General features: G+C 55.2%; 12 protein-coding genes. 8 read left to right on the top strand and 4 right to left on the bottom strand.

Going from position 1 to position 14,709, the window contains the following annotated elements; all coding sequences use genetic code 11:
* Positions 1-70 precede the first annotated feature (70 nt).
* Positions 71-1,063: an aspartate--ammonia ligase gene (gene asnA / locus ACOTYN_RS22015; protein WP_014881878.1), complete on the top strand. Its 993-nt coding sequence runs from the start codon at positions 71-73 to the stop codon at positions 1,061-1,063.
* Here the strand turns inward: asnA and viaA are convergent, their stop codons facing one another.
* Positions 1,064-2,515, bottom strand: a complete 1,452-nt coding sequence (viaA, locus tag ACOTYN_RS22010) for an ATPase RavA stimulator ViaA (RefSeq protein WP_023331651.1) — start codon at positions 2,513-2,515, stop codon at positions 1,064-1,066.
* Positions 2,509-4,005: an ATPase RavA gene (gene ravA, locus ACOTYN_RS22005; RefSeq protein WP_045269671.1), complete on the bottom strand. Its 1,497-nt coding sequence runs from the start codon at positions 4,003-4,005 to the stop codon at positions 2,509-2,511. The genes viaA and ravA overlap by 7 nt, the downstream gene beginning before the upstream one ends.
* Positions 4,006-4,227: 222 nt before the next feature.
* On the opposite strand from ravA, the gene kup reads away from it, so the two are divergent.
* The 7 genes from kup to rbsR all read left to right on the top strand — a co-directional run bounded on the left by kup (position 4,228) and on the right by rbsR (position 12,164).
* Positions 4,228-6,096, top strand: coding sequence for a low affinity potassium transporter Kup (kup, locus tag ACOTYN_RS22000; protein ID WP_014881875.1), 1,869 nt, complete (start codon positions 4,228-4,230; stop codon positions 6,094-6,096).
* Positions 6,097-6,311: 215 nt separating this feature from the next.
* Positions 6,312-6,731, top strand: coding sequence for a D-ribose pyranase (rbsD, locus tag ACOTYN_RS21995; protein WP_014881874.1), 420 nt, complete (start codon positions 6,312-6,314; stop codon positions 6,729-6,731).
* Positions 6,732-6,738: 7 nt separating this feature from the next.
* Positions 6,739-8,244 (top strand): ribose ABC transporter ATP-binding protein RbsA, encoded by a 1,506-nt coding sequence (rbsA, locus tag ACOTYN_RS21990; RefSeq protein ID WP_023336493.1) that lies wholly within the window; start codon positions 6,739-6,741, stop codon positions 8,242-8,244.
* 4 nt (positions 8,245-8,248) lie between these two features.
* Complete coding sequence (rbsC, locus tag ACOTYN_RS21985; protein ID WP_014881872.1) at positions 8,249-9,214, top strand: ribose ABC transporter permease; 966 nt, start codon at positions 8,249-8,251, stop codon at positions 9,212-9,214.
* A 27-nt stretch (positions 9,215-9,241) separates the two neighbouring features.
* Complete coding sequence (gene rbsB, locus ACOTYN_RS21980; protein ID WP_014881871.1) at positions 9,242-10,132, top strand: ribose ABC transporter substrate-binding protein RbsB; 891 nt, start codon at positions 9,242-9,244, stop codon at positions 10,130-10,132.
* A gap of 106 nt (positions 10,133-10,238) precedes the next feature.
* Complete coding sequence (gene rbsK / locus ACOTYN_RS21975) at positions 10,239-11,168, top strand: ribokinase (protein ID WP_014881870.1); 930 nt, start codon at positions 10,239-10,241, stop codon at positions 11,166-11,168.
* Between the two features lie 3 nt (positions 11,169-11,171).
* A complete protein-coding gene (rbsR, locus tag ACOTYN_RS21970; RefSeq protein ID WP_014881869.1) occupies positions 11,172-12,164 on the top strand; it encodes a ribose operon transcriptional repressor RbsR in 993 nt (330 codons plus the stop codon).
* Here the strand turns inward: rbsR and mdtD are convergent.
* Positions 12,130-13,563 (bottom strand): multidrug transporter subunit MdtD, encoded by a 1,434-nt coding sequence (gene mdtD, locus ACOTYN_RS21965; protein WP_023331646.1) that lies wholly within the window; start codon positions 13,561-13,563, stop codon positions 12,130-12,132. The genes rbsR and mdtD overlap by 35 nt on opposite strands.
* The gene (locus ACOTYN_RS21960) at positions 13,560-14,267 is read right to left on the bottom strand and encodes a FadR/GntR family transcriptional regulator (RefSeq protein WP_014881867.1); all 708 of its coding nucleotides are present in this window, start codon (positions 14,265-14,267) and stop codon (positions 13,560-13,562) included. Before ACOTYN_RS21960 ends, mdtD begins: the two co-directional genes overlap by 4 nt.
* Between the last annotated feature and the right edge of the window lie 442 nt (positions 14,268-14,709).

Genomic DNA, 14,709 nt, shown 5'->3' with positions numbered 1-14,709 from the left:
TGTTGAGTTATTGAATTAAGTGCCGGTTCTGTTGCTTAATCATTACCAACAGGACGCAGGAGTATAAATAATGAAAACCGCTTACATCGCAAAACAACGTCAGATCAGTTTCGTTAAATCCCATTTTTCCCGCCAGCTGGAAGAGAAGCTTGGGCTGATTGAGGTTCAGGCACCAATTCTGAGCCGGGTGGGCGACGGGACGCAGGATAACTTGTCTGGATGCGAAAAAGCGGTACAGGTGAAAGTGAAAACACTGCCAGATGCCCAGTTCGAAGTGGTTCATTCCCTGGCGAAGTGGAAGCGTCAAACCCTGGGACAACACGACTTCAGCGCGGGCGAAGGGCTTTACACGCACATGAAAGCCCTTCGCCCCGATGAAGACCGCCTCTCACCTATTCACTCTGTTTACGTTGACCAGTGGGACTGGGAGCGCGTGATGGGTGATGGCGAGCGTCACCTTGGCACGCTGAAATCCACCGTTGAGGCGATCTACGCCGGGATCAAAGCGACTGAAGCGGCCGTGAGCAAAGAGTTTGGTCTGGCACCGTTCCTGCCGGAAACGATCCACTTTGTTCATAGCCAGGCACTGTTGAGCCGTTTCCCGGATCTTGATGCCAAAGGCCGTGAACGTGCGATCGCGAAAGAGTTGGGTGCAGTATTCCTGATCGGCATTGGCGGCAAACTCTCTGATGGCAAACGCCACGACGTCCGTGCGCCGGATTATGATGACTGGAGCACCGCGGGTGAGCACGACTATGCCGGGCTGAACGGCGATATCCTGGTCTGGAACCCGGTACTGGAAGATGCATTTGAGCTCTCCTCTATGGGGATCCGCGTGGATGCCGACGCGCTGAAACGCCAGCTGGCGGTGACCGGTGACGAAGATCGTCTCAAATTAGAGTGGCACCAGGCGTTGCTGCGCGGCGAAATGCCGCAGACCATCGGGGGAGGGATCGGCCAGTCCCGTCTGACCATGCTGCTGCTGCAACTGCCGCATATTGGTCAGGTACAGTGTGGCGTCTGGCCGCAGCAGGTGCGTGACAGCGTGGGATCTCTTCTTTAATTAACGCTGCCAGCGTCTGAGCAGACGGCTACGCAACCCGGTATCAAAGCGCCAGATATGATCGAAGATGCGCATGATGCCGGGTTTTCCATGAGCGGACATCGCGACGGCGTGAAAACGGTGCTGATGCACCCGCTGTAACTCCTTCACTTTATTAACCACATCATCCGGCAGTCGCTGGGCGATAAAATCGGAAATGACGACCGCATCGGCGTCGTACCAGTCACCCCCCTGCATCCGCTCAACGATGCTGCGAAAGCAGCTGGCCAGGTCAGTGCCCCCGCGAAAACGCTGGCTTAAAAAACGGATTGCCTGCTCTATTCCCTGCTGGTTCGTCAGCTCATAACCCACGACTTCGCTGGAGAAGAGCATGATGAAGCAGCGACGGCGGTCGGCGAGCGCCACGCGCATCAGTGCCAGGCAAAACGCTTTTGCACACTGTTCGTTAAATCCGCCCATCGAACCGGACGTATCCACACAAACAATAAACGGCCCGCGCGGCTGTTCATCAAAATCCTGATGGACGACCGGACGCTGGCTAAGTTTCTCGCGCCACGCTTCGCCGTGCAGCCGGTAGGTAAGAAGCTGTTTTTCCACCAGCCGACGGTAGAACTCATACTCCAGCTCGGTCATTCCCAGCGTGCTCAGTTCGGTGGGCAGCAGGCGCAGAATGTCATCGCTCTGCTGGAGCCCGTCGACCTGTTCTGGCACGGTTGCCGGTTCACGCACCAGGGTGCGGAAGGTTTCCATCGGGGCATCCTTCTTTGGAACTGATTTTGCCTCCCTTGAGCGCCCCAGCTGTTCAGCAAGCTTCATCAATTCCGGCTGCTGCGCCAGAAAATCGCCGTATTTGACGATCAACTGGTAATCTCCGCGTTTGAGCTGACCGGCACTCATGTCCCAGAGACGTCCTGCGGCGTTTTCATTTTCCACCAGCACCTGCTCAAGCTGACCGCTTAAGGTCATGCGTTCCTGAACTTCACTGAGCAGCTGTTCACGTTCTTCATCCAGCAACTGCTGGTTTAACGTTGTGGCCTGAACCACCAGACTGAGGCGCCAGCGTTGTAAAAAGAGAGTATGCAGTGCGGGGGTAAAGGTGGCGTTATCCGTGACCAGCGCCCGGGCCTGGCTGGCAAACGGAGAGTGGACGTTATCGAGTACTGCCAGGGTTTGTGGGAGCTGGACGATAAACTGCGTCGTGGAGAGCCGTTGACACTGTTGATAGGCCGCGACTTCCTCCGTCAGTTCCGGCGGAACTTCAGTCTCTTTGAATCGCTGTCGCAGATTATCTCGCCAGCGCGGAAGATCGTCGGTCATCGCCTTTTTGAGCTTCGGGAATTTTTCAAAAAACGCCGCCAGCTGCGGCGACGCCAGAAGGGTAATCACCACCTCCTCAATCAACCCTTCCTCGCTGACCGCCAGCATCACGTTGAGCGTGTCCAGCGTTAGCATTGACGCGCCTGTTTGATCTGCGCGCTGACATCCTGCAGGCTGGCTTCGATGCGACCTAACCAGTCGCTATGAATAAAGAGGCATTTTTGCTGCTCGCTAAAGCGGGTGTGCTGCTGGTGCCATTCGGTATCCAGGGCGTCCAGCTGCTGTTTGATCTCTTCCGGCACGCTGTCAGAAGCGGTGCCAGGAAGCGCAAGACGCGAGCCCTGCAGGCTGACGTCGCGGATCACCAGGTGCTGGCTGCTGTCTACTTCCATCGTGAGCGGCTGCGCGAAACCGATGCCGTTGAGTTTTCCGCGGATCTCACCGCCTTTGTCGAGCCACTGAGATAGCGCCTCGCGCTCAACCGTAATGTGTACCACCTGCATATCATGCAGTTTGAGCGGCTGCTGGAGCAGCAGCGTTAGCGTCGTACCGGTCAGATCGGCGGGGAGTTCGTAATGCGGTTTGCGGGCGAACATACCGCCCAGACGATTGACTTTCAGCGCCGTTTTATCACTTTGCTGTTGTTGGAGCTGGATGCGGCGTTGAGTAATCGCCCCCAGCTGGTTGAGCATCGCCTGCTGCCCCCATGCGTGTCCGGTCATCAATACGTCCAGCTGCTGCTGCATCAGGTTCATGCCTTCTGCGTCGTGCCAGAGGCAGTCTTTCAGCAGGATCAGATCGATGGGCGCGACGGCATCACGACCGCTGAACAGGGCGCTCGCCTGGAGCAGACGAATCGCCTTTTTCCAGCGACGGTCCGAGACATACGGTGCGGAAGGAAGTAAATCAAGCTGCTGGCGCAGCATGAAGATCAGTTCAAAAACGGCATCGGGCAGTTTAATTTTGCCGATATCTTCCTGCCACTGGTGATACTCCTCGTCCGTCACCTGCAAAGAAGCCGCCACCGGGTTTTCGTTCTCATCCTGCTGGCTGACCAGCATAGAGCGGAAGTTTGACTTGTCCTGGACTTTATCGAGCCACAGGCGGATCAGCATACGGTCATACAGCGCTTCCAGGCTGCTGTCGGCTTCGGGCAGTTCGTTTGACGCGGCCACCAGCAGACGCATGGGGATTTTCTCTTCGCTGGCCCCGTTGCGAAACCGGCGTTCGTTAATCGCCGTGAGCAGGGTGTTCAGAATTGCCGGGCCTGCTTTCCAGATCTCATCGAGAAAGACAATTTCTGCTTCCGGAAGATAACCCGCCGTCAGACGCTCATAACGCCCCTCGTCTTTGAGGGCCTGAATAGAGAGCGGACCGAAAACCTCTTCGGGGGTGGAAAAGCGCGTCATGAGATATTCAAAGGCGCGAGCATTCTGAAAAGCGAACTTCAGGCGGCGTGCGATCAGGCTTTTGGCAATGCCCGGCGGACCCAGCAGAAACACGCTTTCACCGCTCAACGCTGCCAGTAAGCAAAGGCGAATGGCGTGGCTACGCTCGAAAAGGCCTTTCTCTAGCGCACTGCTGAGGCGGGAAATTCTTTCTGCTAATAAATGTGAGTGAGCCATAATAGTTTTGCATCCTTTCGCCGTCGTGGCGGCCAATTGAAGCGAGTATAGACGTTTCAGTCAGAGCTGGTAATAGGCTGAAGTGCGGCGCAATTTTCTTTGCGCTACATTAATGCGGTTGCATTTAGGGGTTCGATTTTGCAACGAATCGTGCATACTGTGCGCTTTTTGTGGGCCAAGGGACCGGGAACACATTTGTTATTTAAACGAAAAGACTAGTCTATGAGCACTGATAATAAGCAATCATTACCCGCAATAACGCTTGCTGCGATCGGGGTTGTCTACGGTGATATCGGTACCAGCCCGCTTTATACGCTTCGTGAATGTCTGTCCGGCCAGTTTGGCTTTGGTGTTGAGCGTGATGCCGTGTTTGGCTTCTTGTCACTCATCTTCTGGCTGCTGATCCTGGTTGTTTCTGTTAAATATCTCTCCTTCGTTATGCGTGCAGATAACGCGGGCGAAGGCGGGATCCTGACCCTCATGTCCCTTGCCGGGCGCAACACCTCCGCCAGAATGACGTCCGTGCTGGTGATTATCGGCCTGATCGGCGGCAGTTTCTTCTATGGAGAGGTGGTTATCACACCCGCCATTTCGGTCCTCTCGGCGATAGAGGGCCTGGAGATTATTGCGCCACAGCTCGATACGTGGGTGGTTCCGCTGGCGATAATCGTATTAACGCTGCTGTTTGCGATCCAGAAGCACGGTACCGGGCTGGTGGGTAAACTGTTTGCGCCGATTATGCTGGCCTGGTTCCTGATCCTCGCGGCCCTCGGTTTGCGCAGCATTATTGCTAACCCTGAAGTGCTGCATGCCCTGAATCCTTACTGGGCCGTGCATTTCTTCCTCGAATATAAAGTTGTTTCCTTCGTGGCGCTTGGCGCGGTCGTGCTCTCCATCACTGGCGTTGAGGCGTTGTATGCCGATATGGGGCACTTTGGGAAACTGCCTATCCGTGTGGCATGGTTTATTGTGGTGCTGCCGTCGCTGGTGCTGAACTACTTCGGTCAGGGCGCGCTGCTACTCAAGAACCCGGAAGCGATTAAGAACCCGTTCTTCCTGCTGGCGCCTGACTGGGCGCTGGTACCGATGCTGATTCTGGCGACGCTGGCGACCGTCATTGCTTCTCAGGCGGTGATTTCGGGGGTGTTCTCTCTGACGCGCCAGGCTGTGCGTCTGGGGTATCTCTCGCCAATGCGCATCATCCATACTTCTGAGATGGAGTCGGGTCAGATTTACATTCCGTTCGTTAACTGGCTGCTCTATTTCGCGGTTGTGATTGTTATCGTGAGCTTTGAGCACTCCAGTAACCTGGCGGCGGCGTACGGTATTGCGGTAACCGGTACGATGGTGCTGACATCGCTTCTTTCCACCACCGTGGCGTACCGAAACTGGCACTGGAATAAATTCCTTGTGGCAATGATTCTGGTGGGCTTCCTGTGCATCGACGTACCGTTGTTCTCTGCGAACCTCGACAAGATTGTTTCCGGCGGCTGGCTGCCGCTGACGCTGGGTCTGGTGATGTTCATCGTGATGACCACGTGGAAGAGCGAGCGCTTCCGTCTGCTGCGTCGTATGCATGAGCACGGTAACTCTCTGGAGGCGATGATCGCTTCCCTGGAGAAATCCCCGCCGGTGCGCGTGCCGGGAACGGCGGTGTATATGTCTCGTGCCCTGAACGTCATCCCGTTCGCGCTGATGCATAACCTCAAGCACAACAAGGTTCTGCACGAGCGCGTGATCCTGCTGACGTTGCGTACCGAAGATGCGCCGTATGTTCACAACGTGCGTCGCGTGCAAATCGAGCAGCTGTCCCCGACATTCTGGCGCGTGGTGGCGAGTTACGGCTGGCGCGAAACGCCAAATGTGGAAGAGGTGTTCCACCGCTGCGGTCTTGAAGGGCTAAGCTGCCGGATGATGGAGACGTCGTTCTTTATGTCGCACGAGTCGCTGATTATCGGCAAGCGTCCCTGGTATCTGCGCCTGCGCGGTAAGCTTTATCTTATCCTGCAGCGTAACGCCCTGCGTGCGCCTGACCAGTTTGAGATCCCGCCTAACCGCGTGATTGAGCTGGGAACGCAGGTCGAGATTTAAGTCCTTCTGAAAATGCCGGGTGACGCTGCGCTTACCCGGCCTACCCAACCCGTAGGCCCGTGCAAGCGAAGCGCCGCCGGGCAATTTCCCCCCCTCATGTTTCACTTAGCGAAACGTTTCGACGTTGATCACAAATCTGTTACGCCATGATGGTTTTCTGAACACTCTTGCGGCTACACTCCTTTTAGCGAAACGTTTCGCTAGTGGAGCAGAAAATGAAGAAAGGCACAGTTCTCAACTCAGAAATCTCATCGGTCATTTCCCGTCTTGGGCATACCGATACGCTGGTGGTTTGCGATGCAGGCTTACCGGTTCCGCGCAGCACAACCCGTATTGATATGGCGTTAACGCAGGGAGTTCCTTCGTTTATGCAGGTACTGGATGTGGTGACGTCGGAGATGCAGGTTGAGGCGGCCATTCTCGCGGCGGAAATCAAACAACATAATCCGCAACTCCACGAAACGTTGCTTAAGTTTATTGAGCAACTGCAGCAACACCAGGGAAACACCATAGAAATTCGTTACACAACGCACGAGCAGTTCAAACAACAAACCGCAGACAGTCAGGCGGTGATTCGCAGCGGGGAGTGTTCCCCGTATGCGAATATCATTCTCTGTGCTGGCGTCACCTTCTGAGGCCATCATGGACGCATTACTGCAACTCAAGGGGATCGATAAATCGTTCCCGGGCGTAAAAGCCCTCTCCGGTGCGGCGCTGAATGTCTACTCTGGTCGCGTGATGGCGCTGGTGGGCGAAAACGGTGCGGGCAAATCCACCATGATGAAAGTGCTGACCGGGATTTACCAACGTGATGCCGGTTCGCTGCTCTGGCTGGGTAAAGAGACCACCTTTAACGGCCCGAAATCTTCTCAGGAAGCGGGTATCGGTATCATCCACCAGGAGCTAAACCTGATCCCGCAGCTCACCATTGCGGAGAACATCTTCCTCGGCCGTGAGTTTGTGAACCGGTTTGGCAAAATCGACTGGAAAACCATGTACGCCGAAGCGGACAAGCTGCTCGCGAAGCTGAACCTGCGCTTTAAGAGCGACCGTCTGGTAGGCGAGCTCTCCATCGGCGATCAGCAGATGGTGGAAATCGCGAAGGTGCTGAGCTTTGAATCCAAAGTCATCATCATGGATGAGCCGACCGATGCTCTGACTGATACCGAAACCGAATCCCTGTTCCGCGTTATCCGCGAGCTGAAATCGCAGGGACGTGGGATTGTCTATATTTCTCACCGCATGAAAGAGATCTTCGAGATTTGCGATGACGTCACCGTCTTCCGCGACGGGCAGTTTATTGCCGAGCGCGAAGTGGCGACGCTGACCGAAGATACGCTCATCGAAATGATGGTGGGACGTAAGCTGGAAGATCAGTATCCGCGTCTGGATAAAGCACCGGGTGAGATCCGCCTGAAGGTGGATAACCTCTGCGGTCCGGGCGTTCACGATGTGACCTTTACCCTGCGCCAGGGTGAGATCCTCGGTGTCGCGGGTCTGATGGGCGCGGGACGTACCGAACTGATGAAAGTGCTCTACGGCGCACTGCCGCGCACCAGCGGTTATGTCACCCTCGATGGTCATGAAGTGGTGACGCGCTCTCCGCAGGATGGCCTGGCGAACGGTATCGTCTATATCTCTGAAGACCGCAAGCGCGACGGTTTAGTGCTGGGCATGTCGGTAAAAGAGAACATGTCGCTTACCGCGCTGCGCTATTTCAGCCGCAGCGGCGGCAGCCTTAAGCATAAAGACGAGCAGCAGGCGGTCAGTGATTTTATCCGTCTCTTTAACGTCAAAACGCCGTCAATGGAGCAGGCGATCGGCCTGTTGTCCGGTGGTAATCAGCAGAAAGTGGCGATTGCCCGCGGGCTGATGACGCGCCCGAAAGTCTTGATCCTCGACGAGCCAACCCGCGGCGTAGACGTGGGCGCAAAGAAAGAGATCTATCAGCTGATTAACCAGTTCAAGGCCGACGGGCTGAGCATCATTCTGGTCTCTTCCGAGATGCCAGAAGTATTAGGCATGAGCGATCGCATTATCGTCATGCATGAAGGGCATCTCGGCGGTGAATTCACTCGCGAGCAGGCCACCCAGGAAGTTCTGATGGCTGCCGCTGTGGGCAAGCTTAATCGCGTGAATCAGGAGTAAGAAGATGACTACCCAGGCTGTTTCTGGTCGCCGCTATTTCACAAAGGCATGGCTGATGGAACAAAAATCGCTGATTGCCCTGCTGGTGCTGATCGCGATTGTGTCGACCATGAGCCCGAATTTCTTCACCGTTAATAACCTCTTCAACATTCTGCAGCAGACGTCTGTGAACGCCATTATGGCGGTCGGGATGACGCTGGTGATTTTGACCTCGGGTATCGATCTGTCCGTCGGTTCCCTGCTGGCGCTCACCGGTGCGATCGCCGCTTCGCTTGTCGGGATTGAAGTCAACGCGCTGGTGGCGGTTGCCGCTGCACTGGCAGCAGGCGCGGCGATTGGCGCTGTAACCGGCGTAATCGTGGCAAAAGGGCGTGTTCAGGCGTTTATCGCCACGCTGGTCATGATGCTGCTGCTGCGTGGTGTGACCATGGTCTACACCAACGGTAGCCCGGTCAATACCGGGTTTACGGATAATGCCGATCTTTTTGGCTGGTTCGGTATTGGCCGTCCGCTGGGCGTCCCGACGCCGGTCTGGATCATGGCTATCGTCTTCCTGGCGGCGTGGTACATGCTGCATCACACTCGTCTGGGTCGTTACATTTATGCGCTGGGCGGTAACGAAGCGGCAACGCGTCTGTCCGGTATTAGCGTCAATAAAGTCAAAATTATCGTTTACTCCCTGTGCGGCCTGCTGGCCTCTCTGGCGGGCATCATCGAAGTGGCGCGTCTTTCTTCTGCGCAGCCAACGGCGGGTACGGGCTATGAACTGGATGCCATCGCGGCGGTGGTTCTGGGCGGTACGAGTCTGGCGGGCGGTAAAGGTCGCATTGTTGGGACATTGATCGGCGCACTGATCCTCGGTTTCCTGAATAATGGTTTGAATTTGTTAGGTGTTTCCTCCTATTACCAGATGATCGTTAAGGCAGTGGTGATTTTGCTGGCGGTACTGGTAGACAACAAAAAACAGTAACTGACGACACTACAGGACATCTTAGATATGAACATGAAAAAACTGGCTACCCTGGTTTCCGCTGTCGCGCTGAGCGCAACCGTAAGTGCTAACGCCATGGCGAAAGACACCATCGCGCTGGTTGTCTCTACCCTGAACAACCCGTTCTTCGTCTCCCTGAAGGATGGTGCGCAGAAAGAAGCTGACAAGCTGGGTTACAACCTGGTCGTGCTGGATTCTCAGAACAACCCGGCGAAAGAGCTGGCGAACGTTCAGGACTTAACCGTTCGTGGCACCAAAATCCTGCTGATCAACCCAACCGATTCTGACGCCGTAGGTAACGCCGTTAAAATGGCAAACCAGGCGAAAATTCCGGTGATCACGCTGGACCGTCAGGCGAACAAAGGCGATGTAGTCAGCCACATCGCGTCTGATAACGTGCTGGGCGGTAAAATCGCCGGTGATTACATTGCGAAGAAAGCCGGTGAAGGCGCCAAAGTCATCGAACTGCAGGGTATTGCCGGGACGTCCGCAGCGCGTGAGCGTGGCGAAGGCTTCCAGCAGGCTGTTGCTGCACACAAATTCAATGTCCTGGCGAGCCAGCCAGCAGACTTCGACCGTACTAAAGGTCTGAACGTTATGCAGAACCTGCTGACCGCACATCCTGACGTGCAGGCTGTGTTTGCACAGAACGATGAGATGGCGCTGGGTGCGCTGCGTGCCCTGCAGACTGCAGGTAAATCTGATGTGATGGTTGTCGGATTTGACGGTACGCCGGATGGTGAAAAAGCGGTAAATGATGGCAAACTGGCTGCGACCATCGCTCAGCTGCCTGAGCAGATTGGCGCGACTGGCGTACAAACTGCCGACAAAGTGCTGAAGGGCGAAAAAGTTCAGGCCAAATACCCTGTTGACCTGAAGCTGGTCATCAAGCAGTAAAAGGCGAATCAGGCAGTCGCTGGCTGCCTGAGGGACACCAATAAAGAAAAGTGTGGCATACGCCACCGGGTAACACCGGTGGCGCTCTCAGATGGACAATCCAACCATGAAAACCGCAGGTAACCTCGTCGTCCTTGGCAGTATCAATGCCGATCACATTCTTAACCTTGAATCATTCCCTGCTCCGGGCGAAACCGTCACGGGTAATCATTACCAGGTAGCATTTGGCGGTAAGGGCGCAAACCAGGCCGTCGCCGCCGGACGCAGTGGGGCGAATATTGCGTTTATCGCCTGCACGGGTGATGACGATACCGGTGAGCGCGTACGTAAACAGCTGGCCAGCGATAATATTGATATCGCGCCGGTCAGCGTTGTTGCGGGGGAGTCTACCGGCGTGGCGCTGATTTTCGTCAACGCTGAAGGTGAGAATGTCATCGGTATTCATGCGGGTGCTAACGCTGCGCTGACGACGGCGCGCGTAGAAGCGCAACGAGCACTCATCGGTGGAGCCGAAGCCCTGCTGATGCAGCTGGAGTCACCGGTTGAAAGCGTGCTGGCCGCCGCCAAAATTGCGCATGAAAATCATACCACTGTCGTACTTAACCCTGCTCCAGCCCGTGTATTATCAGACGAGTTGTTGGCGCTGGTGGACATCATTACGCCAAACGAAACCGAAGCGGAAAAGCTGACGGGCATTCGTGTTGAAAATGATGATGATGCCGCGCGTGCGGCGAAAGTGTTGCATGAAAAGGGCATCGGGACCGTTATCATTACTCTTGGTAGCCGTGGGGTGTGGGCAAGCGTAAACGGCGAAGGGCGTCGCGTGCCGGGCTTCAGGGTTAAAGCCATTGATACGATTGCCGCAGGCGATACCTTTAACGGTGCGCTGGTGACGGCGCTGCTGGAAGGCAAAGTGATGGATGATGCGATCCGCTTTGCGCATGCCGCCGCCGCAATTGCGGTGACGCGTAAAGGGGCACAGCCTTCCGTACCGTGGCGCAAAGAGATCGATGAATTCTTAAGTCAGCAGGGGTAACGCTTGGCTACGATGAAAGATGTCGCCCGCATGGCGGGCGTTTCTACTTCGACTGTCTCTCACGTTATTAATAACGATCGTTTCGTTAGCGAGGCGATTCGGGAGAAAGTCGAAGCCGCAGTAAAAGATCTCAACTATGCGCCGTCGGCGCTGGCGCGCAGCCTTAAGCTTAACCAGACGCGCACCATCGGTATGCTGATCACCGCCAGTACCAACCCTTTTTATTCTGAACTTGTTCGCGGCGTAGAGCGCAGCTGCTTCGAGCGTGGCTACAGTCTGGTGCTGTGCAATACCGAGGGTGACGAACAGCGTATGAACCGTAACCTGGAAACGCTGATGCAAAAACGCGTCGACGGGTTATTGCTGCTCTGTACCGAAACCCATCAGCCGTCGAAAGAGATTATCCAGCGCTACCCTTCAATTCCTACGGTGATGATGGACTGGGCGCCGTTCGATGGGACCAGCGATCTGATTCAGGATAATTCCCTGCTGGGCGGCGACATGGCAACTCAGCATCTGATCGATAAAGGTCATACCCGCATCGCCTGCATTACCGGCCCGCTGGATAAAACCCCGGCGCGCTTGCGTCTGGAAGGTTATCTCTCGGCGATGGAACGCGCGGGTCTTGCCATCCCTGACGGCTACCGGATCACCGGTGATTTCGAATTTAACGGCGGCTTTGAGGCGATGCAGACATTGCTGATGCAAGAGCCGCGTCCGCAGGCGGTATTTATCGGTAACGATGCGATGGCATTTGGTGCTTATCAGGCGTTGTATCAGGCGGGGTTACGCGTTCCGGACGATATGGCGATCATTGGCTACGATGATATCGAACTGGCGCGCTACATGACGCCGCCGCTGACCACCATTCATCAGCCGAAAGATGAACTGGGTGAGCTGGCCATTGATGTGTTGATCCACCGAATGGCGCAGCCCACGCTGCAACAGCAACGTCTGCAGCTTACTCCTGTTCTGATGGAACGGGGTTCGGTTTAGCCTTTGCTTTGTGGCGCTCTTTGATCAGGTTTCGGCCGTCTTTCGGTTTTAACAGCATAAAGACCAGCGCCGATACCACCGTGAGTGCGCCCATCGTAATAAAGGTATAGTGGAACTGCTCAACGGTATTCGCGCTGTCAAAACCCTCATAAAAGCGCAGCACTGCTGCACTTACCGCCACCCCTAAACTGATCGACAGCTGCTGCGTTACCGCCAGCACGCTGTTGCCGCTACTGGCATTCTCGTCAGTCAGATCGGCAAGGGTAATGGTGTTCATCGACGTAAACTGCGTCGACATTGCCATGCCCAGCACAAACAACGGCAGGATCAGCATCCAGACGGGAAGAGAGGCGGATTGCAGAGAGAATTGCGCAATCATCAGGCCGATAAAGACCGTCACGCCAACCAGCGTCTTACGATAGCCAAACCAGCGCAGTACCTGCGTGACGGTTGATTTTGCCAGAATTGAACCCATTGCCGTGGGCGCCATCATGCAGCCGGCAATCAGGGCCGGATAGCCAAAACCTACCTGCAACATCAATGGCATCAGGAACGGTACGCATCCTGTCCCCAGGCGTGAAGCTATGTTTCCTGCAATCCCGACGGAGAAGGTCCGGGTGTTAAACAGCGATAAAGAGATAAGCGGTGTCGGGTGGCGACGCGCATGACGTATATAAAGAAGGAAAAGCAGAATACCGCTGAGGATGACGGCCAGTGCCAGCCACGTTTCAACGATTTTCTCACCAAACAGCTCCATCCCGCTGGAGAACAGCACCAGGCTTAGACCAAACAGGAAAAATCCGCCCATATCGAAGCTGCGTCTTGGCGTGGTGAAGTTGGGCATATATTTGCGAGCGTAGAACAGCCCTGCCACACCAATCGGGATATTAATCAGGAAGATCCAGTGCCAGCTTGCCCAGGTCACAAACACGCCGCCGAGTACCGGGCCGAGTATCGGGCCGACGAGGCCCGGCATGGTGACGAAGTTGAGCACGGGAAGCAGCTCGCTGCGTGGGTAGGCACGCAGCAATGCCAGGCGCGCCACGGGCATCATCATCGCGCCGCCAATGCCCTGTAACACGCGGAAGATAACCAGCTCTGTTAAGGATGTGGAGAGCGCGCAGGCCAGCGAACCCAGGGTAAAGAGCGTTACGGCCAGCATGAAAACTCTGCGGGTACCGAAGCGGTCAGCCAGCCAGCCGCTTACCGGGATCAGCATCGCCACCGTCAGGGTATAGCTGATGATGGCGGACTGCATTGCCAGCGGGGAGCGGTTGAGGCTTTGTGCAATGGCGGGAAGCGCTGTGTTGAGGATGGTGGCATCCAGTGCCTGCATAAAGAACGCCATGGCTGCAATCCACGGCAATCCTGCCATGCTGCGCGCTTTTTTCTTTGTCATTTATCTACCTGCTGGTGGGTTGGCGCGGCCAGCAATGCCTGGCACGCACTCAGGGCTCGCTGCCCGTCGCTCTCCTGAATGGCATCCACTATCGCCTGATGCAAATCCAGCTTTACCACTTCGTCTTGTGTAATAGAGGAAAAGTAGGTGTGGTACACCGAATGGAATAACGAGGCAAAGGAGGTCAGGAAGGGATTGGCGCTCATCATATAGATATGTTCATGCCAGGCCATATCGACCTCAACCCAGCGTTCCCGATTGAAGTGTTTTTTCAGGAACACCATCTCTTCCATCAACGCGTTAAGTTGCGCTTTCTGCTCTGCTGTTCCGAGCGTGGCGGCAAGCAGGCAGGCCTGGGGTTCAAGGCTACTACGCATCACGAGGAAGTGATCGACCACCTGATGAAAGTTATCTTCGGTCATCCACCAGGAGAGCAGCTCCTGATCGAGAAAATTCCAGTTACTCTGCGGCATCACGCGCGTACCAATGCGCGGGCGCGGGAGAACCATCCCTTTTGCCGTCAGGGTTTTCACCGCTTCACGAACGGCGGTACGGCTCACCCCAAACTGCTCGCCCAACTCCATTTCACCCGGCAGGATGCTGCCCGGGGCATATTTTCCCGCTAAAATCCGCTGCGCCAGCTTTTCTGCCAGCACATAGGAGAGGTTTTTTTGGGCGGCCAGCTGTTGTGCGCTTAATGGCATCGCGTTTATTCCTTAATGTTTCATGCTGATAATTATGCCACCTCGAATGTGATTGTGGTTGTAGATACATCAAAGAGAACAATTTGTAGCTTGATTTCACCGCTATTGGTGAAAAAAAACACGGACGGAAACTTTTTTTAAATTTCCTCTTGTCACTGTGAAATAACTCCCTATAATGCGCCTCCACTGACACGGAACAACGGCACACACGCCGCCGGGTCAGCAGAGAAAAGCAAAATAAACGCTTGACTCTGAAGCGGGAAAGCGTAATATGCACACCCCGCGCCGCAGCGAAAACGAAGCGGCAACTGCTCTTTAACAATTTATCAGACAATCTGTGTGGGCACTCAAAGTGACATGGATTCTTAATGTCTTAGGACAATAAATGAATACCAAGTCTCTGAGTGAACATACGTAATTCATTACGAAGTTTAATTCACGA

Source organism: Enterobacter cloacae complex sp. IR5458 (genome assembly GCF_049238025.1).
GTDB lineage: Bacteria > Pseudomonadota > Gammaproteobacteria > Enterobacterales > Enterobacteriaceae > Enterobacter > Enterobacter kobei.
The sequence above is the reverse complement of the archived record's forward strand: the minus strand, read 5'-3'. Positions and strand labels throughout refer to the sequence as shown.

What these genes read in the sequence shown, in the direction of transcription:
- asnA (WP_014881878.1), top strand. Translation starts at nt 71, where the DNA reads ATGAAAACCGCTTACATCGCAAAACAACGTCAGATCAGTTTCGTTAAA.
- viaA (WP_023331651.1), bottom strand. Translation starts at nt 2,515, where the DNA reads ATGCTAACGCTGGACACGCTCAACGTGATGCTGGCGGTCAGCGAGGAA.
- ravA (WP_045269671.1), bottom strand. Translation starts at nt 4,005, where the DNA reads ATGGCTCACTCACATTTATTAGCAGAAAGAATTTCCCGCCTCAGCAGT.
- kup (WP_014881875.1), top strand. Translation starts at nt 4,228, where the DNA reads ATGAGCACTGATAATAAGCAATCATTACCCGCAATAACGCTTGCTGCG.
- rbsD (WP_014881874.1), top strand. Translation starts at nt 6,312, where the DNA reads ATGAAGAAAGGCACAGTTCTCAACTCAGAAATCTCATCGGTCATTTCC.
- rbsA (WP_023336493.1), top strand. Translation starts at nt 6,739, where the DNA reads ATGGACGCATTACTGCAACTCAAGGGGATCGATAAATCGTTCCCGGGC.
- rbsC (WP_014881872.1), top strand. Translation starts at nt 8,249, where the DNA reads ATGACTACCCAGGCTGTTTCTGGTCGCCGCTATTTCACAAAGGCATGG.
- rbsB (WP_014881871.1), top strand. Translation starts at nt 9,242, where the DNA reads ATGAACATGAAAAAACTGGCTACCCTGGTTTCCGCTGTCGCGCTGAGC.
- rbsK (WP_014881870.1), top strand. Translation starts at nt 10,239, where the DNA reads ATGAAAACCGCAGGTAACCTCGTCGTCCTTGGCAGTATCAATGCCGAT.
- mdtD (WP_023331646.1), bottom strand. Translation starts at nt 13,563, where the DNA reads ATGACAAAGAAAAAAGCGCGCAGCATGGCAGGATTGCCGTGGATTGCA.
- ACOTYN_RS21960 (WP_014881867.1), bottom strand. Translation starts at nt 14,267, where the DNA reads ATGCCATTAAGCGCACAACAGCTGGCCGCCCAAAAAAACCTCTCCTAT.